The sequence below is a fragment of the Corynebacterium jeddahense genome (assembly GCF_028609865.1).
Lineage (GTDB): Bacteria > Actinomycetota > Actinomycetes > Mycobacteriales > Mycobacteriaceae > Corynebacterium > Corynebacterium jeddahense.
Genome location: NZ_CP063194.1, coordinates 2180485 through 2204255 on the forward strand (window position 1 = coordinate 2180485; position 23771 = coordinate 2204255).

Annotated in this window: 19 protein-coding genes; 9 read left to right on the forward strand and 10 right to left on the reverse strand. The window is 65.6% G+C overall.

The features are described 5' to 3' along the window. Positions 1 to 35 precede the first annotated feature (35 nt). The 9 genes from CJEDD_RS10605 to groL form a co-directional block, all read right to left on the reverse strand. Positions 36 to 983 carry a SpaA isopeptide-forming pilin-related protein gene (locus CJEDD_RS10605; protein WP_052333743.1) on the reverse strand — a complete coding sequence of 316 codons (948 nt, stop codon included), beginning with the start codon at positions 981 to 983 and terminating at the stop codon, positions 36 to 38. Next, entirely contained in the window at positions 983 to 1891 is a 909-nt protein-coding gene (locus tag CJEDD_RS10610; RefSeq protein ID WP_042406039.1) for a class C sortase, read from the reverse strand. The genes CJEDD_RS10605 and CJEDD_RS10610 overlap by 1 nt, the downstream gene beginning before the upstream one ends. Before the next feature lie 177 nt (positions 1892 to 2068). Then, positions 2069 to 3730, reverse strand: a complete 1662-nt coding sequence (locus tag CJEDD_RS10615; RefSeq protein WP_042406036.1) for a SpaH/EbpB family LPXTG-anchored major pilin — start codon at positions 3728 to 3730, stop codon at positions 2069 to 2071. A 405-nt stretch (positions 3731 to 4135) separates the two neighbouring features. Further along, positions 4136 to 6532, reverse strand: a complete 2397-nt coding sequence (locus tag CJEDD_RS10620; protein WP_157034426.1) for a DUF5979 domain-containing protein — start codon at positions 6530 to 6532, stop codon at positions 4136 to 4138. Beyond that, positions 6519 to 7403, reverse strand: coding sequence for a class C sortase (locus CJEDD_RS10625; protein ID WP_052333742.1), 885 nt, complete (start codon positions 7401 to 7403; stop codon positions 6519 to 6521). Before CJEDD_RS10625 ends, CJEDD_RS10620 begins: the two co-directional genes overlap by 14 nt. A 21-nt stretch (positions 7404 to 7424) precedes the next feature. Beyond that, positions 7425 to 9008 (reverse strand): SpaH/EbpB family LPXTG-anchored major pilin, encoded by a 1584-nt coding sequence (locus CJEDD_RS10630; RefSeq protein ID WP_273657518.1) that lies wholly within the window; start codon positions 9006 to 9008, stop codon positions 7425 to 7427. Between the two features lie 140 nt (positions 9009 to 9148). Beyond that, positions 9149 to 10045: a polyphosphate kinase 2 gene (gene ppk2 / locus CJEDD_RS10635; protein ID WP_042410584.1), complete on the reverse strand. Its 897-nt coding sequence runs from the start codon at positions 10043 to 10045 to the stop codon at positions 9149 to 9151. 171 nt (positions 10046 to 10216) lie between these two features. Continuing rightward, entirely contained in the window at positions 10217 to 10363 is a 147-nt protein-coding gene (locus CJEDD_RS10640) for a hypothetical protein (protein WP_157034516.1), read from the reverse strand. Positions 10364 to 10948: 585 nt separating this feature from the next. Then, positions 10949 to 12586: a chaperonin GroEL gene (gene groL / locus CJEDD_RS10645; RefSeq protein WP_042409002.1), complete on the reverse strand. Its 1638-nt coding sequence runs from the start codon at positions 12584 to 12586 to the stop codon at positions 10949 to 10951. A gap of 258 nt (positions 12587 to 12844) precedes the next feature. On the opposite strand from groL, the gene CJEDD_RS10650 reads away from it, so the two are divergent. The 9 genes from CJEDD_RS10650 (at position 12845) to CJEDD_RS10690 (ending at position 22197) form a co-directional block, all read left to right on the forward strand. Next, complete coding sequence (locus CJEDD_RS10650) at positions 12845 to 14200, forward strand: dipeptidase (protein ID WP_042408999.1); 1356 nt, start codon at positions 12845 to 12847, stop codon at positions 14198 to 14200. A gap of 129 nt (positions 14201 to 14329) precedes the next feature. Then, on the forward strand, positions 14330 to 17299 hold the full coding sequence (locus CJEDD_RS10655) for a Na+/H+ antiporter subunit A (protein ID WP_042408996.1): 2970 nt from the start codon (positions 14330 to 14332) through the stop codon (positions 17297 to 17299). After that, positions 17300 to 17791: a Na(+)/H(+) antiporter subunit C gene (locus tag CJEDD_RS10660; RefSeq protein ID WP_042408993.1), complete on the forward strand. Its 492-nt coding sequence runs from the start codon at positions 17300 to 17302 to the stop codon at positions 17789 to 17791. Beyond that, positions 17781 to 19568 carry a Na+/H+ antiporter subunit D gene (locus tag CJEDD_RS10665; protein WP_273657519.1) on the forward strand — a complete coding sequence of 596 codons (1788 nt, stop codon included), beginning with the start codon at positions 17781 to 17783 and terminating at the stop codon, positions 19566 to 19568. The genes CJEDD_RS10660 and CJEDD_RS10665 overlap by 11 nt, the downstream gene beginning before the upstream one ends. Beyond that, positions 19568 to 20080 (forward strand): Na+/H+ antiporter subunit E, encoded by a 513-nt coding sequence (locus CJEDD_RS10670; RefSeq protein WP_042410559.1) that lies wholly within the window; start codon positions 19568 to 19570, stop codon positions 20078 to 20080. The genes CJEDD_RS10665 and CJEDD_RS10670 overlap by 1 nt, the downstream gene beginning before the upstream one ends. A 1-nt stretch (position 20081) precedes the next feature. Continuing rightward, positions 20082 to 20360, forward strand: coding sequence for a monovalent cation/H+ antiporter complex subunit F (locus tag CJEDD_RS10675; RefSeq protein ID WP_042410556.1), 279 nt, complete (start codon positions 20082 to 20084; stop codon positions 20358 to 20360). A 44-nt stretch (positions 20361 to 20404) separates the two neighbouring features. Next, complete coding sequence (locus tag CJEDD_RS10680; RefSeq protein WP_273657715.1) at positions 20405 to 20737, forward strand: monovalent cation/H(+) antiporter subunit G; 333 nt, start codon at positions 20405 to 20407, stop codon at positions 20735 to 20737. A 594-nt stretch (positions 20738 to 21331) separates the two neighbouring features. Then, positions 21332 to 21730: a helix-turn-helix domain-containing protein gene (locus CJEDD_RS10685; protein ID WP_042410321.1), complete on the forward strand. Its 399-nt coding sequence runs from the start codon at positions 21332 to 21334 to the stop codon at positions 21728 to 21730. Then, the gene (locus CJEDD_RS10690; protein WP_042410317.1) at positions 21727 to 22197 is read left to right on the forward strand and encodes a hypothetical protein; all 471 of its coding nucleotides are present in this window, start codon (positions 21727 to 21729) and stop codon (positions 22195 to 22197) included. The genes CJEDD_RS10685 and CJEDD_RS10690 overlap by 4 nt, the downstream gene beginning before the upstream one ends. Here CJEDD_RS10690 and CJEDD_RS10695 read toward each other — a convergent pair. Next, positions 22194 to 23324, reverse strand: a complete 1131-nt coding sequence (locus CJEDD_RS10695; RefSeq protein ID WP_042410313.1) for a glutamate--cysteine ligase — start codon at positions 23322 to 23324, stop codon at positions 22194 to 22196. The genes CJEDD_RS10690 and CJEDD_RS10695 overlap by 4 nt on opposite strands. Positions 23325 to 23771: the final 447 nt, after the last annotated feature.

Below are 23771 nucleotides of genomic sequence, written 5' to 3' on the forward strand. Positions count from 1 at the left end.
ATGTTTCGCATAATCGTTTTCCTAAATCCGCTGTCTTACCGTGATTGCTCTTCGTTTTTGCTGCGTCGGGCCAGGAAGAACCCGACCAGGATCAGCAGGCCGCCCAGGCCTGCCGCCCACAGGACATTCGCGCCGGTGGAGGCCAGGTCGCCGCTGCGTTGTTTATCTGACGGCGGCTGCGTCACCGTGGTGACAGAGCCGTTGGGCTGCGTAGTCACGTAGGTGGACGGCCGGGTGGTGATCACCGTGGTCGAGCCGTTGGGCATCGTGGAGGTGATGGTGGACTCCACCGGGGTGAACACCGTCGTGCGCTCCGAGGACGTTTCCGTGGTCCTGTCGGTTGTGCGCTCTGTCGTCCTGTCCGTGGTGCGCTCGGTCGTGCGCTCCGTGCTCGTGGAGGTGGACGGCGGAGGGGTCGGGGTGGATGTCGGAGGTTCATGACCTTCACCGCCACCCCACTTCGTCACCACGACGTTGTCGTACTTGAACTCGATGCCGCGCACGTCCGCCAGCGGGAGGATGATCAGCTGGGGGCTCGACACGTGGTACTCGCGGCCGTCGTTCGGCGCACTTTCCTCCAGCACGTATAGGCCGGGCTTGAGGTCGTCAAAACCTGCTGTGCCGGTCTCGCCTGTAGTAGCGGTGGCTACTCGGGTAAGGCCTTTGGCTTTAGCGTCGGCAAGCGACAACTGCTTTGCCCCCTCGCGGCCTTCGTCTGTGGTGACGTCGATACCCTTCACCTGTGACAACGTGAAGGTCGCGCCGGCGACTGCCGGGGGCTTCTCCCCTGCCGGTACGTCGTCGAAGGGGTTGGCGGCGGTCTTCTTCACTACTAGCGAGATCGGTCGGGCGGAATCCACGCTTGCGGCCGGGATGTTGCGGTCGTTGCCGCTGATCACCTTGGCGTCTGCGGTAAACCCGCCAAGCCCGTACACCAGCACCGACGCCGCGCCGAGTGCCGCTACAAACTTCGAAGTGCGCATTAGGACAGGGCCTCTCTATTCATGGCGTCCTTGCGGTCGCTTTTCTTCTTCTCGCGGATGAGCCACCAGATCAGGGTCAACAGCACCAGCAGCGCCACGCCGCCGAGGACCCACATCCACCACTGGAGGGTGGAGGTGGACTCGTCGAGCACCTGCGCCTCGTCCGGATCCATGGGCACACGCTCCGCGTGCACCAGCAGGCGGTGGGTGTTAATGCCGTACGGGGTGCAGGTCACCAGCGTGAGCAGGTCGCGGTTCGCCTCGGCTCGCAGGCTGTCGGTCTCGTCCGGCAGCACAATGTCGATGTCGTACACCTGGTACTTCAGCCGCTCGCCGAAGGTGGAGATATAGATCGCGTCGCCGACTTCAACGTCGATCAGGTCGTCGAAAAGCGTCGCTGTGGTGAGCCCAGTATGGCCCGTAATCACGGAGTGGAAGCCCTTGCCGCCGGTCGGCAGCGCCGAGCCGTACAGGTGACCCAAGCCCTTCTGCAGCGTGTTGTCGCTGGTGCCGTGGTACACGGGCAGACGGACACCGATCGAGGGGATGGCCAGCTGCGACATCGCCGACACACCAGAAAGGTGGCGCTCGTACTCCTTGTACTCGGCGTTGTCCTCGCTGATGCGCGCCAGCCACGGGTCCAGAATCGGACCGTCCGTGTGCGTGCGGTTGTACTCCACTGCCGCCTCATACGCGCGGTTGATCTGCTCCGGCGGCGCGACCGACAGCTGCTCTTCGTACTGCTTGGCCACCTGCTCCTGCACGCGGTTGTTCCACTGCGTGGAAATCACCGGGTACATCAGCACCAGCAGCCCAACGAGAATGATCAGGACCGGTAGGCCAACACGCTGGAAGAACGACTTTTGCGCCGGCTGCCGCCGATGCTTCGCCTTCACTGCCGTAGTCACCTAACTGGTCCTTTCTTTAGGGCCGTCGCCTATCGACGTCCTCCGGTTTCAAACTGGGGCAGGAATTTTTCGCCCTCCTGCCGGCGGGCGTGCGCGCCCCGGTTGTTCACCGGGGCAGCGCCCGACTCAACGCGGCGTTATGCGCGCTGAACCGTGTGTCCGTCTACGCGAGTGCGCTTATGCGGACTGGGAGTTGCGACGTGCCGCGTAGACACCGCCGCCGATGATGGCCAGACCCGCGAGGGCGACGATCAAGATACCCATGCCACCAGTTGCGGGGAGAGTCGGCGTGGTCTTCTTCACGTTGTCGATCACTTCACCGTTGGCGATGACGTTGGAGTTAACCACCGCCTCGAAAGCGGTCTTCTCTGTGTTGAGCGCGTTGGTGGTGGACCGAGTCAACGGAATTTCGCGAACAGCATTCGCACCGGTCGGGAGCGCGTAGCCTGCCGGAGCCTTCGTCTCCTTCACGCAGTAGTTCGCAACCGTGTCCGTGACTTCTGCGTCGTTGACGTAGTCGGTGACGTGCAGACCCGGGAAGGTTAGGTTGCCCTCATTGTCGGTCACACCGGTCTGGATGACGCCGCCTTCAAAACCGTCCTTTGCGGTGTTGCACTTACCGACCTGGAATTCCGCGCCGGCAAGAGCAGCATTGTTCTCGCCGCGCTTGTAGATCTTGATGTCACCCACGTAGGTGACGACCTTGTCATCCGGGGTTTCCTTAGGCGCGTCGTCCGTGTCCGTGGACGGATTGCGGAACACAAAGGACTCGCGGACGGAGTTCTCGACGCCCTTAGAAGTAGCATCATCCTTCAGCATGGTGGCTTTGACCTTGACGCGAACAGTCTCGCCCGGCTTCAAACCTGCTTTTTGTGCATCCACTGCCACGGTGAATGCCTGGTTGGCGCCCGCGGCAAGGCCCGCAACATTGGTGGTAGGAACAGCGGCTGCCTTGTTCACGGTGTAGTTCGCTGTGTCAATCGCGACCTCTTTGCCTTCACGGACAACGTAAACGCCCTCGACGAAGTTGTCGCCCCATTGCAATTCTTCCTTCTTGGAAGCATCGGTCAGGGTCAGAGTCTTGAGCTCGCGGCCTTCCGGAGCAGCAGGAACGACACCGTCGAGGGTGTAGCTCACCACGGAGTTGTCCGCAGGGCGTGGCCCAAGGTATCCAGGCTCATTCTCGTTACCCTGGCCGTTGCTCAGCGTGTTCTTGTCCGCATCAGCGACCGTCTTGGTCACCTTGGCCATCGAGTTCTTCGGGTAGACCTGCACGTCACGATTCCAGCCGGTGCCCTGGGAGTTGGTCATCGGCAAGAACACAATGAACGGTTCTGCCAAGACGTAGGTTTCAGTCGTAGCCGGGGCCGGAGCCGAGATTTCTTCAACGATATAAGCACCGACCGGGAGACTCGTGGATGCCTGACCGTTTTCGTCGGTGGTCAGCTCGACGGTATCACCGGTGCCAAGGCCTTTGGCACCCTCGACGTCGCGTTCATTCGCAAACTGCGCGATGGTATTGAAGATAGCCTGGTCCGTGATATCGCCTTTGATGCGGGTCACATTGAACTTCACACCTGCCAGAGGTGCGCCGGTGGCACCCTCGTCGGTCGCACCTGAGGCAGGTCGCAGTTCCGTCGGGTTGACAAGCTTGTTGATGGTGAGCTTCGCGTCGGTGAAGTTGATGGTGCTCGCGTCCGGTACACCGGCGGCAGTGGTCACCGCGGTTGTGTTGCGGGTCTGCGCCAGCGCGTCCTGCGCAGCGATGCCGGCCGAGCCGGCGAAGGTCAGGCCCGCAGCGATGGCGATCGCGGCGGTCTTCTTGATGGCAACTGCCATGGGAAATCCTTTCGGAGATTCGGTGTTCGCTGGGCCCGTGATGTGGTCAGCGAGTAGAGGTCAGAGAAGCCAGGAGGGGCCTACCCCCGCATTCGATGGCCTCTGGGCCCAGCTTGGGCGCCACCTCTGAAAATAATTGGCGCCTTATGCGATTGTCCATAGATACTGCTAACCAGCTTGCAGGTTCTTAGGAACGGCGCGGGGGTCCGGAATCTGAGGAGTGACGATAAACAAAAACTCAGGAAGAGGGAGCGCCACCACCTCGCTACTTTTCCAAGATTGTGGCGGATGCCATAGACCGCCTAAGAAGCCGCTGAGCGAGCTGAAGATCATACCTTCTCAGCTTGTCTTTCCGCGGGGGTACTACTGTCGGAGCTATCCCGCTGAGACCTCAGTTCCGCTCCCCTACCGCCGAAAGTTCCGCACTACGACGGCCAGCAGCAACGCTGCGCTGAGCAAGGTGACTAGCACAAGGTAAGGCCTGCTTCCGGTCGCGGGCAGGGGAAGCATCTTGATCACCTGGGAGGCACCGACCGCGGTGAGGGTCACTGCGGCGTCGGCACGCTGGCCCTCGGTAGCGGTGACGGTTGCGCCGGCGAACGTCCACTCGTACTTACCCGGCGCGGGCACCGTGTTCGCGGTCTCGCTGAAGGTGCACGTGTTGCCCGCGGGGATGGCTAGCACGCCGGGGTTGCCGGGGAGGCTGAGCTGGGCTGCAGTCACGCCTGCTGGGGGCGCAACGGCGGAGGCGGGAAGCGCAGTTGCGGCGGACCCGGCATTCACCACGCCGGTCAGCCTCACCGTCGTCCCGCCGATGGTGCGGGTGCCGCAGTCGAACGCGACGGGGCTAGACGCGCCGGCGAGGCCGGCGGCATCGGCAGGGGCGACCACGTTCCGGCGCACCGAGGCCGAGGTGAGGATCGGGGCATAAGTGTTGATCGCCGTGACGGTCTTCGGCGCGGCGGCCGGCTGCACCGTCACGGTGGGGCCTGCGGTCGCGGCGCCGGAGTCCACACGCCAGCTCAGCGTGTGTGTCGTGCCTGGTTGTACGGCGGGGGCTTCCGAGAAGGTGCAGTTGCTCCCCACCGGCGCGTATACGGGCACGGCCGCCTGCCCTGCCCGCACGGTTACGGGCACCGAGACGCGATTCTGCGCGTCGACGGGCACGCCGAACGCTTGGGTGTACCGCCGGGGGTCAGCGCCCGGAGGAAGCGTGCACACGGTGTTGATGGTGAAGGGGGTTTGGGTGAGGGGGCCGGAGGCGTCGCCAAGCAATTGCTTTGCCACGTTCACCTGGCCGATCGTCTGCCACACCGGCCACTTCACTTCGCAGTGGTAGTCGCCCGGTCCGGTGGTGGTGATGGCGGCGACGGAGCCGGTGGTGAGCCCGCCTGCGCCCTCGCGCGTGACGGTGGGCGTGATCGGGGTGCGTGTGGCACCCGCCTGGCTATAACAGGTCCACTGCGGCTCGCCGTAGCGGGCGGCGCGGTTGAGCAGGTCGGGCCCCGCGTCGATGCGGGAGGTGAAGCGGAGGACGGGCGAAGAGCCGTCGTAAAGGTAGGTGCTCTTCTTGGTCTCCACGGGCTGATTCGCCTGCTGGGTGGCGGTGATCAACGGCGCTTCCTGTGCCGCCGTGCCGTTTAGCTCGGCGCGCTGTACGTTCATGGTGAAGGTGGTGTCGTCGCGCGCGCCGGTGTCCGGGAGGGTAACGGCCTCGACCTTCTGCTGTTCCTCCACCGCGCTGGTGCCCAACCCAACGGCGAAGCCTTGCGCGCCGTTCGTGCGCCAGATCGCCGCCTCGACCGTTTTGGGGGAAAGCGCCTGGGCGACGTAGAACGCGGACGCGCTACTGCCGCCGCCTACGCAGTTGAAGTAGCCGCCGGTGGGGCTAGTGCCAAACTGCGTCGCCGAACCGGAGCACGCGCGGTTGCTTCCCGCCGGGTTAACCAGGGCAAGCGAGCTGACGGCGGTGTCAGCCACCATGCCGATCTCCTCGTTAGCGTTCACGGACTCCGCATCCGCCATCACGAAGGAATAGTCGCGGGTAAGCGGCACCCCGTCTTCGTAGATGGTGATGTTGTCGAAGCGGAACACCACGGGTTCGTTGATCTTGGACGCTCCGATGATCGGGCGCGCCGACTGCGCACTCGGGTCCGTTGCCAAGTAATACCCCGGGTTCTTCTCGGGGTTGCCCCAGAACTGCTGTTTCCACATCACGTTGGAGTACGCGCCGATGCGGGTGAGGGTGTCGCGGGTGAACGTGGTGCCGTCGGCAAGCTGCTGCTTATTCGCGGGGGTCGCAGGGACCGTCTGCACCTTCAGGTTGAACGTGAGCTGCACATTGCGGGGGCCGCCGACGTTAACCAAGACCGGCTGACCGGCAGACGTCGCAGCGGGCGCGAGATCCGGCAGACGGGTGCCGCCGGCCTGGGCGTTGCCACTGGTCGCGGCGCCGCTGAAGATCGGCCCGAAGTCCAGCCAGCAGATGTTGTTCGCGTACGGCCCCTGCTCGGTGGACGCGCCGGAGCGGTAGTCGCACTTGGTCACAATCTGGGCCGGCTGCGGGGTGAGCGCGGCGAAGGGCGTGATCTGGCGCGAGGTGGTCGGCGTGGTCGCAACAGTGGTCGGCGTGGTCGCCGGCGTGCTGACCGGGGCGGTGGTGGTTGAGGGAGGGGTGGTTACGGAGGCGTCGATACGCGAAGGCTCCGGCTGCGGAGTGGTGGTCTGCGCGGACGCGAACGCGGGCACGGTGAGAAGCGCCGCGGCGGTGAGCGCGGATGCGAGGCGCTTAATCATCCTCATGCTCTTCATCCTTCCTGCGCCGCAGAAGCAGCGGAATAAGTAGTAGCAGCAGAACAAGCAGGGCAAATCCCACGGAGAGCCACATCCACCACTGCCAGCCGATGATCGTGTTCGAAGTCTGCGGGCTCGGCGCCTCTTCATCCATGGGCACGCGGACCGCGTCGACCACGAGCCGGTTGAAGTTCAGCCCGTACGGCGTGCAGGTGATCAGGTAGAGGTGGTCGCCGGGCTCGCCGGGGAGCGGGATCGCATCCAGCGAGTCGGGCGGCACCACCTTCGAGCCAACCATTTGGTAACGCAGCGTGCGCCCGAGGACGTGGATGTAGATGTCCTCGCCCTTCTTCAGTTTTGGCAGGTTGTCGAACATCGACGCGTTGACCAGCCCCGTGTGCGCGGAGATCGCCGTGTTCGACCCCTCCCCTCCCGTGGGAAAGGTGGTGCCGAACAGGTGGCCCGCACCCTTCGCCAGCACGCGATCGGACGTGCCGTGGTACACCGGCAGCGCGATCCCGACAGAGGGGATGACTATCTGCGCGAGCTGGTCTTGGCCTGGCGCCAGACCGGTCCCCAGGTAGCGGCGGTAGTCGGGTGAGGAGTGGTCGCCGCCGATGCTCAACTCCGAGACCGGCTGTGCGGTGATGTCCCGGTTGTACGCCAGCATCGCCTCCCAAAGCCCGTCGCGTTCCTGATCCGGCAGTTGCGCCGTCTCCGCGCGGGTGCGTTCCGCGATGATCGCGTGGTAGCGGTTGTTCACCAGCGTCGAGGTCACCGGGTACAGCATCCCCAAAAGGCCGAGGATCAGCGCCAGTGCCCAGAACGCGTCTTTCCAGGAGCGCTTTTGCTTCTCGACGACCTCCGGTTCCCCCGCCACGGCCCTCCTCACCCGACCGGCCTACGCCGTGCGGTTACGGCGTGCGAAGTACAGCGCGGCCAGCAGTGCGAGAAGGCCACCGCCAATGACCGCGAACAAGGTGCCGCGCGCACCCGTGATGGGCAGGTTGATGGCCGTGTTGTCCTTCACGTTGGTGATTTTCACCGCGTTCGTGCGGTTGGCGTTCGTGATGGAGGCCGCCACCGGCTGCGGGTTCAACGCGTACCCGCGCGGCGCTTGGGTCTCCACCACGCAGTAGTCGAAGCTGTCCTGCTGCGCGGCGTTGTTGTAGAAGTCCTCCACCTGGATCGCCGGCAGCGTGACCGAGCCGTCGTTGCCGGTGGTCCACGTGTCGGTGCCGTTGACCGTGATCGGGCCCGCGTTAGTCTGGGTCGTGCCGGGGGCGCAGCGGTAGAGCTGGAACTTCGCACCGGACAGCGCGGCGTCGTTCTCGCCCACCTTGTTGATGGTGATCTGGCCCAGCACCGTCTTCACCGCCGGCACGTCGACCGGGGTGACGTTACGGTCCGGGTTGTCCACGTTGATTGGCTGGCGGGTGAAATCCGCGTCCGTGTTCGCGGTGTTCGGCGGGAAGAGCTGCGCGGAGTTGGTCGCCTCGCCCGGGGTCGCCCCATCCTTCAGCTTCGCCTGGTAGGTGAGCACCACGCGGGTCTGCTCCCCGTTTGCCTTGCGCGCGGCGACCAGCTTGTCCAGGCCACTCTTGGTCAGCGACACGCCAAACTTCCCGGCACCCTTGTCCGCCTGGTAATCGGTGCCGTTGACCAGCGTGGTGCCGCCGGTGAGCGTGACCGAAATGGTCCTGTCCACAACGTCGAGGCGGGTCTCGTCGAAATCGTCCACGATGTCGTAGCCGTCGAACGTGTTGGTTGCCGGCACAGCCGGAACGGAGCCGCTCACGGTGTACTTGATGTTCTCGCCCGCGTACACGCGCGAATCATCCACCGTCTTCTCACCGGTGACCTGTTGGTTCTTGGGGTACACGTGCACGTCGCGGTTCCAGCCGGTGACCACCCGTTCCGCCCCAGACCCACTGGTGAGCGGAAGCGGCAGCGCGATGTAGAACGGCGCCACGGCGGTGGCACCCGCCGGCGTGACCGTCTCCTCCACGTAGTACACGCCGACAGGGAAGCTGCCAGTTGCCGTGCCGTCCGCCGTGGTCAGCGTGGTTGCCGGACCAAGGTTTGCCGGATCGGGACGCTGAGCATTACGCAGCTGCGAGTACTGCTGCCAGCCCGCCACGGTGGTGAGGTCGATGTTGTTCACGCGGCGCACGCTGAACTGCACCCCGTTTGCCGGGGTCAGCCCATCCGCCGCGTTATTGGCCTGGCCGCCGGTGTACTCCGGCTGGGTGGCCACCGGGTCGCCGATGTACTTGTGCAGGTTCAGGGTCACCGGGTTTTCACCCTGGGAAGCCACGTTGGCGATGAGCTGCTGCACATCCGTGTTCGTGATGGTCGTCGTGGCGTTGGCGAAGTCCGTGCCCGCATCGGCGGCGCGCGCGAACGGCGCGGGGGCTGCGGCACCCGCCGCAAGGACAATGGCGAGGGACACACCAGCCACGCGGCTGGAAACGGTGCGGGTCATGCGATCCCCTTTCCGGATCAGTTTTCAACTATACAGAGAATGGATTAACACATGTTTATATGTCACGCAAGCGGCCCCCTCCGCTCCCGGGCAAAGCGGGAGACGGAGGGGGCCGAAGGGGCGTCGATAAGCGAAGAGCCCTAGTCCCCGATCTGGTCGCGCCCGCGCTTCACAATGAGCGGGTCGGGCTCCCCAACCACCTCGTGGTCCTTGTTCGTGTACTCGAACTTCGACAGGATGTAGCGCATCGCATTGAGGCGGGCGCGCTTCTTGTCGTTGGACTTGATGGTGATCCAGGGGGACTCGTCGGTATCCGTGTAGCGGAACTGCTCCTCCTTGGCGCGGGTGTAGTCGTCCCACTTGTCCAGGGAGGCGAGGTCCATGGGCGAGAGCTTCCACTGGCGCACCGGGTCCACCTGGCGGATGGCAAAGCGGGTGCGCTGCTCCTTTTGCGTCACGGAGAACCAGAACTTGGTCAGGGAGATGCCGGAGCCGAGGATCATGTTCTCCAGCATGGGCACCTCGCGGAGGAACTCGGCGTGCTGGCTCTCGGTGCAGAAGCCCATGACGCGCTCCACGCCGGAGCGGTTGTACCAGGAGCGGTCGAAGAAGACGATCTCGCCGGCGGCCGGGAAGTGCTCAATGTAGCGCTGGAAATACCAGGAGGTGCTCTCGCGTGGCGACGGCTTTTCCAACGCCACCGTCCGAGCACCACGCGGGTTGAGGTGCTCGTTGAAGCGCTTGATCGTGCCGCCCTTGCCGGCGGCGTCGCGGCCCTCGAAGAGGATGATGTGGCGCTGGCCGGTGTCCTTGGTCCAGTTCTGCCACTTCAGCAGCTCGATCTGCAGGGCGCGCTTTTCCTTCTCGTACTCGTCGCGGGAGAGGCGCTCGTCGTAGGGGTAGTTCTCGCGCCAGGTCTGGATGGCGGTGCCGTCCGGCATGAGCAGAACCGGGTCGTCTTCATCGGAGTCGTCTACAACCCAGCCCTCGGTCTGGGCGAGGTCGATCATCGGCAGTTCGTCGTTATTGTCAGCCATGCGCACCAGTGTATTCGGGATTCTGGGGGCGCGCCGGGTGGCTGCGGGGCGGGCGGGGGGAGGCGAAAGAGGGAATGAGGACAGATGTGTCCTCATTCCCTCGCGAGGCACCCCCAGGCATGCGAAAAGCCCCGCCGCGTTCGCGCGACAGGGCTTGTTGCTGCGAGAAGACTAGGCGACGAGGCCGATGAGCTTCTGCAGGTTCTCAGCGAGGCCGCCGAGGGTCTTCAGCAGGCCGAGGAGAGCGCCCGGAATTTTGGTGACGCCGTTAGCGCCGTTGCCGGAGGAAAGTGCGTTCCAGTTGGTCAGGAATTCCATGTTCTTTTCCTTCTTCTAGGTGTGGGTGGAGTTGGGGGACTTACTTGATCTTGGTAGCGAAGTCCAGCAGGCCCTTCGGCAGGTCCTGGAAGAGGCCAACGATGTTCTTTGCGAAGGTGGAGAAGTCGCCGAGAGCCTTCTTCACAGCCTTGAGATCCACGGGCATAGTTTTTCCCCTATTCGATCAGGTGCCAGTGTTTGTCTGGCAATACTTGACAGGTACTGACACCCTGCGGGCGTCACAGCGGTTATTTTGCCACACCGACGTCTCAGGTCAAGGGGAATCTCAAAATGAGCTTCATGGCGTTCAGCGCGCTCACAGGCGGTGTCTGTTCACCAACACGTAACCTTTTTGGGCCCGACAGCGTCACCTGCCCAAATTGTCACGGAAAAGTAAACGTCATCTGAATTGCCGTGCAGGTGTGTAACTCATCCGCCTCCGAGAACGATCTGTACACGCCCACGTGGCCAGCCAGCCACGTCGGATTTACACTAATTCGGGGGTGGGCCGGAGGTGGACGTCGATACGGGAAAGCGCAACAAAAAAGCGCACCCCGAAGGGCGCGCTTCCAGCTCAGGGCCGATTTACATCATGCCCATGGCATCCGGATCCATGGCCGGGGCAGCGCCGGCCGGCTCCGGCTTGTCCGCGACGACAGCCTCGGTGGTGAGGAAGAGCGCGGCGATGGAGGCCGCGTTCTGCAGTGCGGAGCGGGTAACCTTGGCCGGGTCGGCGATGCCGTTGGCCAGCATGTCCACGTACTCGCCGGTGGCGGCGTTGAGGCCCTGGCCCTCGGGCAGGTTGGCCACCTTGTCGGCGACGACGCCCGGCTCAAGGCCGGCGTTGAGCGCGATCTGCTTGAGCGGGGCGGACAGCGCCTCGCGGACGATCTTCACGCCGGTCGCCTCGTCGCCCTCGAGGCCGAGGTCGCTCTCGAGCTCGTGCGCGGCCTGCAGGAGCGCGACGCCGCCACCGGCGACGATGCCCTCCTCAACGGCAGCCTTTGCGTTGCGCACGGCGTCCTCGATGCGCAGCTTCTGCTCCTTGAGCTCCACCTCGGTGGCCGCGCCGACCTTGATCACCGCAACGCCGCCGGCCAGCTTGGCCAGGCGCTCCTGCAGCTTCTCGCGGTCGTAGTCGGAGTCGGAGTTCTCGATCTCGGCGCGGATCTGCTTCACGCGGCCGTCGATCTGGGCCTGGTCGCCGGCGCCCTGGACGATGGTGGTCTCGTCCTTGGTCACCACGACCTTGCGGGCCTGGCCGAGCAGCTCGATGCCGGCGGTCTCGAGGGAGAGGCCGACCTCCTCGGAGATGACCTGGCCGCCGGTGAGGATGGCCAGGTCCTGCAGCATTGCCTTGCGGCGGTCGCCGAAGCCCGGGGCCTTCACGGCGACGGACTTGAAGGTGCCGCGGATCTTGTTCACCACGAGGGTGGACAGTGCCTCGCCCTCGACGTCCTCGGCGATGATGAGCAGCGGCTTGCCGGACTGCATCACCTGCTCGAGCACCGGCACGAGCTCCTTAACGTTGGAGATCTTGCCGGAGACCAGCAGGATGTACGGATCCTCGAGCACGGCCTCGCCACGCTCCATGTCGGTGGCGAAGTAGGCGGAGATGAAGCCCTTGTCAAAGCGCATGCCCTCGGTGACCTCGAGGTCGACACCGAAGGTGTTGGACTCCTCGACCGTGATCACGGACTCCTTGTTCACGGTGCCGTTGCCCACGGCGTACATCGCCTCGGCGATCTTCTTGCCAATCTCCGGGTCGGACGCGGAGATGCCCGCAGTGGAGGCGATCTCCTCCTGGGTCTCCACCTCCTTGGCGTTGTCGAGGAGGTACTGGGAGACCTTGTCGGTGGCGGCCTGGATGCCGCGCTTGATGCCCATCGGGTTGGAGCCGGCCGCGACGTTGCGCAAGCCCTCGCGCACGAGCGCCTGAGCGAGGACGGTGGCGGTGGTGGTGCCGTCGCCGGCGACGTCGTCAGTCTTCTTCGCAACTTCCTTGACCAGCTCGGCGCCGATCTTCTCGTACGGATCCTCGAGGTCGATCTCCTTGGCGATGGTCACGCCGTCGTTGGTGATCGTCGGGGCGCCCCAGGACTTCTCCAGCACCACGTTGCGGCCCTTGGGGCCGAGCGTGACCTTGACCGCGTCAGCCAGCGTGTTCAGGCCGTTTTCGAGGCTGCGGCGCGCTTCCTCGTCGAATGCAATCATCTTTGCCATGCGAGTGTGTCACTCCTTATTGAATAGGTTTGTGGACGATCACTCAGGTCGTCGGTGCAAGCAGGCGCCCGCGACGGCACGGCTGACGAGTGGTCTCAGCCTCACCCGCTCTTCTTCGTTTATCTGGCACTCGGTTTACATGAGTGCCAGCTCCATGTTTAGCACTCATGGGGGTTGAGTGCAAGGAGCGCAAGGCTGTCCCCCGCGCCACCCACCAAGCCGGCCATCAGGCCCCTGCGCTGCTGCTAGCGTGGGGCCATGACTACACCAAATGACGCCCAGAGCTACCAGCCGCAACGCGACCGCATCTTCGCCGACCTGTCCACGCTGGTCTCGTTCAACTCCCCGCACTCCACCCCGGAGCTCGCGGACCAGCACGAGGCCGCCTGCGCCTGGACGGTCAACGCCCTGAAGGAGCGGGGCCTCGACGTCACCAGGCACGCGACCGTCGACGACGCGGACACGATCATCGCCACGAAGGCGCCCGCGAACGGCGCCCCGACGGTGCTGCTCTACGCGCACTACGACGTCGTCCCGGCGAACAACCCGGAGGCGTGGACGAACAACCCGTTCGAGCTCACCGAGCGCGAGGGTCGCTGGTACGGCCGCGGCGCCGCCGACTGCAAGGGCAACCTCGCGATGCACCTCGAGGCCCTGCGCCTCATCGAAGAGCACGGCGGCACCGACCTGGGCCTCAGGGTCGTGGTTGAGGGTTCCGAGGAGCTCGGCGGCGAGGACGGGCTGGGCAAGCTCATCGAAGAGAAGCCGGAGTTGTTCGCGGCCGACGCGATCCTCATCGCGGACTCGGGCAATGTGGCGGCTGGGGTGCCGACGGTGACGACGTCGCTACGCGGCGGTGCCCAAATCAACGTCACGGTGGAGACGCTGCGGGGCCCGGTGCACTCCGGCAGCTTCGGCGGCGGGGCGCCCGACGCCGCGCACGCGCTCGTGGCCATCGCGAACTCGCTGTTCGACGAGCACGGCCGCACGACGATCGACGGCGTGGACACCACCGCGAAGTGGGACGGCGACCCGTACGACCGCGAGGCGTTCCGCGCCGACGCGACGGTGCTCGAGGGCGTGCAGCTGCTCGGCACCGTCGACGACGAGCCGGCGGACCTCGTCTGGGCGCGCCCGTCCGTGACCATGATCGGCTTCACCTCCACCCCGGTCGCCGAGGCGATGAACGCGGTGAACCCGCGCGCCGAGGCCCAGTTCAACCTGCGCGTCCCGGCGGGGCAGAACGCCGCCGAGATCGCGGACAAGATGGTTGAGCACATCAAGGCACACACGCCGTGGGGCGCGAAAGTCTCGGTCGAGGTGAGCGGGGTCAACGAACCCTTTGCGACGGATCCGGAGGCGCCAGCCGTCGCCACGCTGGGGCAATGCCTCAAAGAGGCGTACGGCGCCGACGAGCTCGCCGTGATCGGCTCCGGCGGCTCGATCCCGCTCACCATCACGCTGCAGGAGCAGTTCCCGGACGCGGAGATCGCGCTGTTCGGCGTCGAAGAGCCGCTGTGCGGCATCCACGGCGTCGACGAGTCGGTGGACCCGGCCGAGATCGAACGCATCGCAGCAGCGGAGGCGGCATTTCTGCAGCGGTACAGTAAATAACTGTACAGTTACATTTCGAGACGGCTGCGCCACCGGTTGACACGTATTTTTGTGTGAACTCAATGAGCTCCCCCGCCCCCGGCGCGGCACGACACGTACCCGACCCGTCCGAGGAGGGCTGCCCACCCCGTGCTCATTCTGCTCATTGCGCTCACCGCAGCCACGCTCGCCGCCCCGGTGCTGCTGCGGATCATCGGGCGCCCGGCCTTCGCGCTCACGGCCCTCGTCCCCCTGGCGGGGTTCGTCTGGGTCGCGCGCCTGTTCCACACCGGGGTGTTCCGCCACGGCGGCGAGGTGAAGGCGTCGTTCGGGTGGATGCCCTCGGTCAACCTCAACCTCGAGTTCCGCCTCGACGCCCTCTCGGGCCTGTTCAGCCTCATCATCCTCGGCGTCGGCGCGCTCGTGCTGTTCTACTGCTGGGGCTACTTCGACTCAAACCCGCGCCGCCTAGCCAAGTTCGGGTTCGAGCTGACGTTCTTCGCCACCACGATGTACGGCCTTGTCATCGCCGACAACTTCCTGCTCATGTACGTGTTCTGGGAGCTCACCTCGGTGCTGTCGTACATGCTGGTGTCGTACTACGGGGAGCGGGCTTCGTCTCGACGCGCCGCCATGCAGGCGCTCATGGTGACCACCATGGGCGGGCTCGCCATGCTCGTGGGCATCAACCTGCTTGGGTTCAAGGCTGGGATCTGGAAGCTCTCCGAGGTCTCCCAGATCACCGACATTGAGAACACCCCGGCAATCTCCGCGGCGATCGTGCTCATCATGCTCGGCGCCCTGACCAAGTCCGCGCAGGCGCCATGGCACTTCTGGCTGCCCGGCGCGATGGCGGCGCCGACCCCGGTCTCGGCCTACCTCCACTCGGCGGCGATGGTGAAGGCGGGCATCTACCTCGTCGCCAGGCTCGCGCCCGACCTCTCCGCGGTGACCACGTGGCACCTCGTCGTGCTCTCCACCGGCGGGTTCACCATGCTGCTCGGCGGGTGGATGGCGCTCAAGCAGCGCGACCTCAAGCTCATCCTCGCCTACGGCACGGTGAGCCAGCTCGGCTTCATCATCACCGTCATCGGCGTCGGCTCTCGCGCGGCGACGATGGCGGGCTTGGCCATCACGTTCGCGCACTCTCTGTTCAAGGCGACGCTGTTCATGATCGTCGGCGCGATCGACCACACCACCGGCACCCGCGACGCGCACGAGCTGTCGGGGCTGGGCCGGAAGCAGCCGTGGCTTACGACGCTCGCGGTGGTCTCGGCGGCGTCGATGGCCGGCATCCCGCCCCTGTTCGGCTTCGTGGCCAAGGAGACGGCGCTCGAGGCGATCCTGCACGAGGAGCTGCTCACCGGCATGCCCGGCAACATCACGCTCGTCGTGCTCGTCGCGGGCTCCATCCTCACGATGGCGTACTCGCTGTACTTCCTCTACGGGGCGTTCGCCAACAAGGGTGGCGAGTCGAAGGCCGTGCGGGAGATGCACCACGTCGGGCCCACGCTGTGGTGCTCCCCCGCCGTGCTCACCGCGGGCACCGTCGCGTTCGGCCTCGTACCGGGCGTGCTCTCCCAGCCCATCAACGAGTACCTCGACGTGCGCTTCCCGGACGTCGAGGGCGCCCCGCTCGAACTGTGGCACGGCTTCACTGTCCCGCTCGCCCTCTCCGCGGTGATCATCGGCGCGGGCGCGATCATGTTCTGGCAGCGCGACGTCGTGGCCAAGGCGCAGTTCGAGCGCCCGGCCCTCGGCGACGCGAACGCGGTGTGGGACACCATCCTGGGCACCCTGCACCGCTGGTCGCTCAAGCTCACGGCGTCGACGCAGCGCGGCTCGCTCGTGATCAACCTCGCCGTTATCTTCGCTGTGCTCGCCGTCGTGCCCCTTGCGGCGCTCATCCTTGGCGACTCCAACAACATCCGCATGGTGGTCTGGGACAACGTCTGGCAGGGCCTGACCGTCACCCTCATGGCCGGCATCGCCTACTTCGCCACCCTGCAGCGCAACCGCCTCTCCGCCGTGATCATGGTGGGGCTGACCGGCTACTGCATGGCGTTCATCTTCGTCCTCCACGGCGCGCCCGACCTCGCGCTCACGCAGGCCCTCGTGGAAACGATCGTCATGGTCGTGTTCATGCTCGTGCTGCGCAAGATGCCCACGGAGACCGAGCACCGCGGCGAGGACAACCGCCTGCGCGCCTGGCTCTCCATCGGCACGGGCGTGTCGGTGGTCACCGTCGCCATGACGGCGATGTCGGCGCGCGTCGCCGAGCCGATCTCGACGAAGATGCCCGAGCTCGCGTACGAGATCGGCCACGGCCGCAACACCGTCAACGTGCTGCTCGTGGACCTGCGCGCGGGCGACACGTTCGGCGAGACGCTCGTGCTCGTCATCGCCGCCACCGGCGTGGCCAGCCTCATCTACGGCACCGGCAGGTTCGAGCGCGACTCGCGCCGCCCCACCCTGTCCACCACGAAGGCGCGCTGGCTCGCCTCCGGCGTGGATACGGAGACGGTGCAGAACCGCTCCATCCTCGTCGAGGTGGTCACCCGCCTGCTCTTCCCGTCGATGATGCTGCTCTCCGCCTACTTCTTCTTCTCCGGCCACAACGCCCCCGGCGGCGGCTTCGCGGGCGGTCTCGTCGCCGCGCTCGCGTTCACGCTGCGCTACCTCGCGGGCGGGCGCATGGAGGCCGAGGAGACGCTGCCGGTGCACCCGGGGCGGGTCCTCGGTGTGGGCATCCTGCTCACCTGCACCGCCGCGGTGGTGCCCATGTTCCTCGGCTACCCGCCGCTGACCTCCGGGTACCTCGACGTCGAACTCCCGCTCATCGGCGAGGTCTCGGCGCCGTCCGCGCTCGTCTTCGACGCGGGCGTGTACATCATCGTCGTCGGCCTCATCATGCACGTCATCGGCTCGATGGGCGCCTACCTCGACCGCGAGGAGGACACCCGCAAGCAGCGCGCCCGCGACCGCGCGCGCGAGCTCCAGGCCAAGAACGAGCGGCGCCGCAGGTCGCAGGAGCAGGGGCGCAGACAGCGTTACGACGAACGTTCCGCCGTCGCCGCCTCCGGTTCGTCGATACGCAACTCGCGCGAAAGGGGCGAATAAATGGAAGCCAACTTGTTCCTACTCATCGGCGCGGGCGTGCTCATCGCGTGCGGGGTGTACCTCATGCTCGACCGGGCGATGACGCGCATGATCCTCGGCGTGACCCTCATCGGCAACGGCGCGAACCTCCTGCTGCTGCAGTCGGGCGGCCCGGCCGGCTCGCCGCCGATCCTCGGGCGCGAGTCGGAGGCCGCCGACCAGGCCGCGGACCCGCTCGCGCAGGCGATGATCCTCACCGCCATCGTGATCTCGATGGCCATGGTGGGCTTCCTCGTCGCCCTCGCGTACCGGCAGTACCGCTACCGCACCGACGACGTCGTGGAGCGCGACGAGGAGGATCGCGCCGTCGCCGCGCGGCCCGCCACCCCGGAGGCCGCGCCCGAGCGCGACAAGTCGGACGACCCGGTGCCCGGCAAGGCGAGCTCGACCGGCGACCAGTTCGGCCCGCCCGCGTTCGAGGAGCCCGTGAAGGAGGCCGACGATGCGAACTAGCGCCATGAGCTTCGCCGAGTGGGCCCTGCCCGCCATGCCCTACCTCACCGTCCTGCCGCTCATCCTGCCCGCCGCCGCGGCCGGGCTCATCTTCCTCCTTCGCGGGGTGAACCTGCAGCGCGCCGTCGCCCTGACCACGCTCGCGGCGCTCACCGTGATCTCCGCGGCCATGATCGTCGTGGCGGACACGCACGGCATCCAGACCGTGCAGATGGGCGGGTGGGACGCGCCGGTGGGCATCACGCTCGTGGCGGACCGGCTCAGCTCGATCATGCTGTTCGTCTCCTCGATCGTCCTGTTCGCGGTGATGTGGTACGGCATCTCGCAGGGGCTACGCGACGGCGACGAGGACGACCCGGTCGCCGTCTTCCTGCCCACCTACATGCTGCTCACCATGGGCGTGAACCTGTCGTTCCTCGCCGGTGACCTGTTCAACCTCTACGTCGGGTTCGAGGTGTTCCTCGTCGCCTCCTACGTCCTGCTCACCCTCGGCGCGTCGCCCCAGCGCGTGCGCTCCGGCATCGGCTACGTCATGGTCTCCATGGCGTCGTCGATGGTGTTCCTCTTCGCCCTCGCGCTCGTGTACGCGTCGGTGGGCACGATGAACATGGCGCAGGCCGGCATCCGCATGGAGGAGCTGCCCACCGGTACCCGCGCCGCGATCTTCGCCACCTTCCTCGTCGCCTTCGGCATCAAGGCGGCGGTGTTCCCGCTCGACGCGTGGCTGCCGGACTCCTACCCCACCGCCGCCTCCATCGTCACCGCCGTCTTCGCCGGGCTGCTGACCAAGGTGGGCGTCTACGCCATCATCCGCGTGCGCTCCACGGTGTTCACGGACGGCTCGCTCGACTCGATGCTCATGTGGGTGGCGCTATTTACCATGGTCGTCGGCGTGATGGGCGCCATCGCGCAGAACGACATCAAGCGCCTGATGTCCTTCACCCTGGTCAGCCACATCGGCTACATGATCTTCGGCGTCGCCCTCGGCTCGGTGGCGGGCCTGTCCGGCGCGATTTTCTACGCCGTGCACCACATCCTCGTGCAGACCTCGCTCTTCCTCGTCGTGGGCCTCGTGGAGCGCCAGGCCGGCTCCGCGCAGCTGCGCCGCCTCGGCTCGCTGCTCTACACCGCGCCGGTGATCGGCCTGCTCTACCTCGTGCCCGCGCTCAACCTCGGTGGAATCCCGCCGCTGTCGGGCTTTTTGGGCAAGGTCATGCTCATCCAGGCCGGCGCCGAGGACGGCTCGTGGCTGGCGTGGGTGCTCATCGGCGGCGCCGTGGTCACCTCGCTGCTCACCCTCTACGCGATGATGAACGTCTGGTCCAACGCCTTCCTCCGCGACCGCGCCGACGCGCCGGAGGGCAACGTCGTCCAGGCGCGGCCCGCGAACCTCGCCGCCCGTGACGAGACCGTCGCCGTCGAGGAGCGCACCGACGTCGGCCGCATCCCCGCCGGCATGTTCCTCGCCACGGCGTTCCTCGTCGCCGCGTCCACCTCCATCACCTTCCTCGCCGGCCCGATCTCCAACGTCACGGACCGCGCCGCACAGTCCGCCCAGGATCTTTCCATCTACAGGGCGGCAGTGCTTGGCGACGACCAACGGGAGCCCACCCGAAACCTCGACGCCTTCACCCGCCCGGACGACGCCGGCGGCGGCCGCGACGCCCTCGAGCACCGCGACAACAACCACCGCCCCACCGGCCCCGCCACCACCGGCGTGACCACCGAGCGCGTCCCCGCCCCCGCGGACGCCGAATCGAACGAGGTGGACAAGTAATGTTCTCCGGATTCTCCCACCGTTTCCGCCCGCTCACCGTCGCCTGGCTGGCGTTCATGTGGGTCCTCCTCATGGGCGAGCTCACCTGGGGCAACGCGCTCGCCGGCGTGCTACTCGGCCTCGTCATCGTGCTCGGGCTGCCCCTGCCACGCGTGCCGCGCAGCGGCAACCGCGTCAACTGGTGGAAGCTCCTCGGCTTCCTCGGCGAGTGGACCTGGGACCTCCTTGCCGCGTCGGCAAAGGTGGCGTGGCTGTCGCTGCGCCGGGCCGACCCGCCGAAGAACGCCATCCTCCGGGTGCCCATGCGCCTAGACAACGAGCTCGTGCTCTATCTCGCCACCTGCGCCTACAACCTGCAGCCGGGCGGCGCCGTCACGGATCTGGACCTGGCCAACCGCGAATGGACCATCCACGTCCTCGACGCCGACACCGACGCCGACATCGAACGCGAAATCGCCAACGTGCAGAAACTGGAGCGACAAATGATCGACATCTTCGAGGGAGGGCGCTGACATGAACGCCACCGTCTACACCGTCTTCCTCACCATCGCCGCGGTGATGCTCGCCGCCGGGTTCTTCATCTTCGCCTGGCGCGTCGTCGTCGGGCCCGACTCGATGGACCGCGTCCTGGCCAACGACGGCATCACCGCCTCGCTGCAGTGCGCCCTCGCGCTCTACATCTGCTGGAGCCTGGACACCACGGTGGTCAACGTCATGATCGTCATCGCGCTCCTCGGCTTCATCGCTACCCTGTCCGTCGCCCGCTTCCGCAAGAGGGACGGTTCCCTGTGATCGCCGACATCCTCTCCCTACTGTTCATCCTCCCCGGCGCCTTCATGGTTTTCTCGGCCGCCGTGGGCACCGCCCGCTTCAACTCCACGCTCAACCGCATCCACGCCATCACGAAGCCCCAGACCACCGGCCTGGTGCTCATGATCACCGGCACCATCATCCGCGTCACCACATCCGACGGGTTCGGCGTGCACGAAAAAGGCGACATGGGCATGATGCTGCTGCTTGTCGTCTTCGCCCTCATGACCAGCCCGGTCACCGCCCAGCGCCTCGGCCGCATTGCCCGGCGCGAGGGCCTCTACGGCGGGGAGGAGCAGCTCACCCGCAACGACCGCCCGGCCAGCTACCACCCGCGCCGCATGAACCCTAAGGGGTGAGGTCGTATACTGTCTTGTCGACGACAAGGGGGAAGGCATGCCCGAATGTGATGGCAGTTTCGATCGGCTGCCACACTGCTACCATCCGCCCCGGCCTGCGGATGACGGCGCGCAGCGTTGGATATTCACCGGCGAAGCTGAAGCGTTCCTCGAGCGGGTCGGCAAGCAATCGAACAGGAGTCGGTTAAAATTGCTCGGTCTGGCCCGGCGTGCAGAGAGCCACGGCTTGCGCCTCGAAGACAACGACGCCTATAGCACGGAAGGATTCAAGGAACCCGTCGGCGACCACGTTCCTGACCGCGACGTTCCCCCGGATGGCCGACCATGGTTGGGCGAACTAGTTGTCACTGTGTCAAGCTCAGAGGGTTACCGCCTCTACTTCGGCGACGTTGCTAATTGCGCCGGTGAGCCTCACTATCGGATGATTGCTGGGGGAGGCAGCATCAAAACCGCTCGGAGCACATCTCGCCAACAGACCGACGCAATCGGGAGAACGATGGTGTCCGTGGCGGGCTATTGCCGGGCAACTAGCGTGCCGTTTAGACTCCGAGACGATTACTCTTACGTGCCATCGCAAACGAAGGAGGTTTAAGTATGTCCAGCTTGGAAGAACTCATCGGGGAAGACGCCCTCGAAGTCAATCAGCAGGTCGAGATCCTCCGCCTCATCGAGCAGTTGCGAACGCTTCGGATAAGTCGGGGCATGGACGTCGGAGAGCTCGCAGAAGCACTCGGGTGCTCAGCGAAGGATATTGTCCGGTTTGAAAGCGACGCCCACCTCGGGGTAGTGAACCTCGACTTTGTCGCTGACTACCTTTCCGCCGTCCGCGGGTTTCTTCGCTTTGATGTGTCGAAGGAGGAGGACACCCCGGCGACCGACCTCGTCTCAAAGTTCAGTCATGACTTCGTATGCACCAGCGCACCGGAACCGGGTGATGTGTATTCGGCGCGCCGTTACTCCCACACGTTTGAAGTTCGTGCGGTGACCCGATGATCGACCTCACCACGAATGCTCGTGTGCTTTCCCACCTCACCAACGCGCGATATTTCTTCCCCCATCAGCAACTCTCCGAACTTTCCGGGGACGAAACTGAGCCCTCGAACACCCTCGAAGGGACAACCTCACTTTCGGTTCCAGACATCGAGGACATCCGGACGTCCTCGTACCTATACGCCCGGATCAGTCTGACCGCCGAAATCGAGCGAACATGGCAATTGGAAGTGACTTGCGAGGCGCAGTGGGCGAAAGATGCAGACGAGTCGTTTTGGGCATCGCTTACAGCAGACCAGCTATCGCAGTTCCTCCTCACCTACGCCGTCCCCGCGGTGAGCGCGGTGGCACAACATCGGCAATTCGAGCTGATCAATGGTGGTGTCGGTGTGAGATTCGCGCATCCGCCGAGCGAAATTGGTCGGCTTCTTGACGACGCGCGGGATAACCTCGCTAGGGGGTCTCGCTAAAGGGTGAGATCCCACATCTCCGCGCAGGTCGCGTCGACGACGTCCTTCCAGTCCCCGGTGCGCTCGTAGATGGCGCGCTGGCGCTGGTAGCCCGCGCCCCGCTCGATGATTTCCTCGACCAGGCGCAGCTCGCCCAGGCAATCGAGGTCGGCGGCGGTGGGCGTCAGCTCGTCGATAAGCAATCTGAGCTCGTTGGTCACCCAATCCTCGTCCGTCTCGCGGCTGGTGATCACGAGCGCCTCCATGCCGTAGCGGGCGCCGCGCCACTTGTTCTCGGCGACGTGCCACTGCTGGAGGGTGGGCAGTTGCTCGCCGCGCTCGAGCATCTGGTCGTAGTGGACGATGAGGCAGTGCGTGAGCGCCACGACGGCCGCGAGCTCGCGCAGGTTGCTCGTCGCGTCAGAGATGCGGACCTCGATGGTGCCCCACTTCGCGGCCGGGCGGACGTCGAAATGCATGGAGCCCGTGTGGTTGATCACGCCCGACGTCTGCTGGTCGCGCATGAAGCCGACCCACTCGTCCCAGTTCTGGAACTGGTACGGCATGCCTGCGGTGGGAAGCTGCTGGTAAAGCATGGTGCGGTTGGACGCGTAACCCGTATCGATGCCGTCCCAGCCCGGACTGCTCGCGGAGATGGCGAGCAGGTGCGGGTACTTCGTCATCACCGCGTTGATGATCGGCCAGACCTTGTCTTCATGACTGATGCCGACGTGGCAGTGAATGCCCCAGAGCAGCATGTGCTGGCCCCAGTACTGGGTGCGGTTGACGATCTCCTCGTACGTGTGCTTCGGGCTCAGCGGGTTCGTGCGGAAGTCCGAGAACGGGTGGCCGCCACTCGCCCAGAGCTTGAGGCCCTTCTCGTCCGCGACCTCCTTGATGGCGTCGAGGTTGCGCTGGAGGGCCTGCGTGGCCTGCTTGGTGTTGACGCAGACGGGCGTGACCAGCTCAATCGTGTTCTGGAGGAACTCGCGCTCGAGGTGGATGTCGGGGTGGCGGGCGTGCACCTCGTCGATGACCTCGGCGGCGCGGGGCACGAGGTCGCGCGTTACCGGGTCGACGAGGGCGATCTCCCACTCGACGCCGAGAGTGTTGTCCTTCGACCTGGCAAAGTCGCGGAATGGATCCATGGTTCCCGAGCCTATCTCGTGCGCGGGCCGGGTTTGGCCCCGGCGGGCGGTTTTTATGCGCGTGGGCCAGCCTCCGACCGCGCCCGGCCGGCCCCCCTTTACGGCGAAACCGGCTGCTCCGGCAAGCTCACCGCACCCTGCGGGCCGCCAACGCCCCCCCCTTACAGCAAAACCGGCTACCGGGATCCGGCTAAGGGGCGCTTTTAGGCCCGATAGCCGGTTCGAGGTAGCCGGTTTTTGCGTCGAGAAGCGGTGTGCCCCGCCGGGCCTAGCCGGCGAGGACGACCGCCACAGCGCTGCGATCCTTCGCAGCCTGCTCCGGCAAGCTCACCGCACCCTGCGGGCCGCCAACGCCCCCCCCTTACAGCGAAACCGGCTACCTGGATCCGGCTAAGGGGCGCTTTTGGGGATGCGGTCTTTTTGTTGGAGTGCGTTTTGGGGGACTTT

Excerpts from the sequence above, each read along its gene's own strand:
- CJEDD_RS10685 (WP_042410321.1), top strand. The coding sequence starts at position 21,332 with ATGTCCAGCTTGGAAGAACTCATCGGGGAAGACGCCCTCGAAGTCAAT.
- CJEDD_RS10640 (WP_157034516.1), bottom strand. The coding sequence starts at position 10,363 with ATGGAATTCCTGACCAACTGGAACGCACTTTCCTCCGGCAACGGCGCT.
- CJEDD_RS10670 (WP_042410559.1), top strand. The coding sequence starts at position 19,568 with ATGTTCTCCGGATTCTCCCACCGTTTCCGCCCGCTCACCGTCGCCTGG.
- groL (WP_042409002.1), bottom strand. The coding sequence starts at position 12,586 with ATGGCAAAGATGATTGCATTCGACGAGGAAGCGCGCCGCAGCCTCGAA.
- CJEDD_RS10680 (WP_273657715.1), top strand. The coding sequence starts at position 20,405 with ATGGTTTTCTCGGCCGCCGTGGGCACCGCCCGCTTCAACTCCACGCTC.
- CJEDD_RS10620 (WP_157034426.1), bottom strand. The coding sequence starts at position 6,532 with ATGAGGATGATTAAGCGCCTCGCATCCGCGCTCACCGCCGCGGCGCTT.
- CJEDD_RS10650 (WP_042408999.1), top strand. The coding sequence starts at position 12,845 with ATGACTACACCAAATGACGCCCAGAGCTACCAGCCGCAACGCGACCGC.
- CJEDD_RS10690 (WP_042410317.1), top strand. The coding sequence starts at position 21,727 with ATGATCGACCTCACCACGAATGCTCGTGTGCTTTCCCACCTCACCAAC.
- CJEDD_RS10630 (WP_273657518.1), bottom strand. The coding sequence starts at position 9,008 with ATGACCCGCACCGTTTCCAGCCGCGTGGCTGGTGTGTCCCTCGCCATT.
- CJEDD_RS10660 (WP_042408993.1), top strand. The coding sequence starts at position 17,300 with ATGGAAGCCAACTTGTTCCTACTCATCGGCGCGGGCGTGCTCATCGCG.
- ppk2 (WP_042410584.1), bottom strand. The coding sequence starts at position 10,045 with ATGGCTGACAATAACGACGAACTGCCGATGATCGACCTCGCCCAGACC.
- CJEDD_RS10695 (WP_042410313.1), bottom strand. The coding sequence starts at position 23,324 with ATGGATCCATTCCGCGACTTTGCCAGGTCGAAGGACAACACTCTCGGC.
- CJEDD_RS10605 (WP_052333743.1), bottom strand. The coding sequence starts at position 983 with ATGCGCACTTCGAAGTTTGTAGCGGCACTCGGCGCGGCGTCGGTGCTG.
- CJEDD_RS10665 (WP_273657519.1), top strand. The coding sequence starts at position 17,781 with ATGCGAACTAGCGCCATGAGCTTCGCCGAGTGGGCCCTGCCCGCCATG.
- CJEDD_RS10675 (WP_042410556.1), top strand. The coding sequence starts at position 20,082 with ATGAACGCCACCGTCTACACCGTCTTCCTCACCATCGCCGCGGTGATG.
- CJEDD_RS10615 (WP_042406036.1), bottom strand. The coding sequence starts at position 3,730 with ATGGCAGTTGCCATCAAGAAGACCGCCGCGATCGCCATCGCTGCGGGC.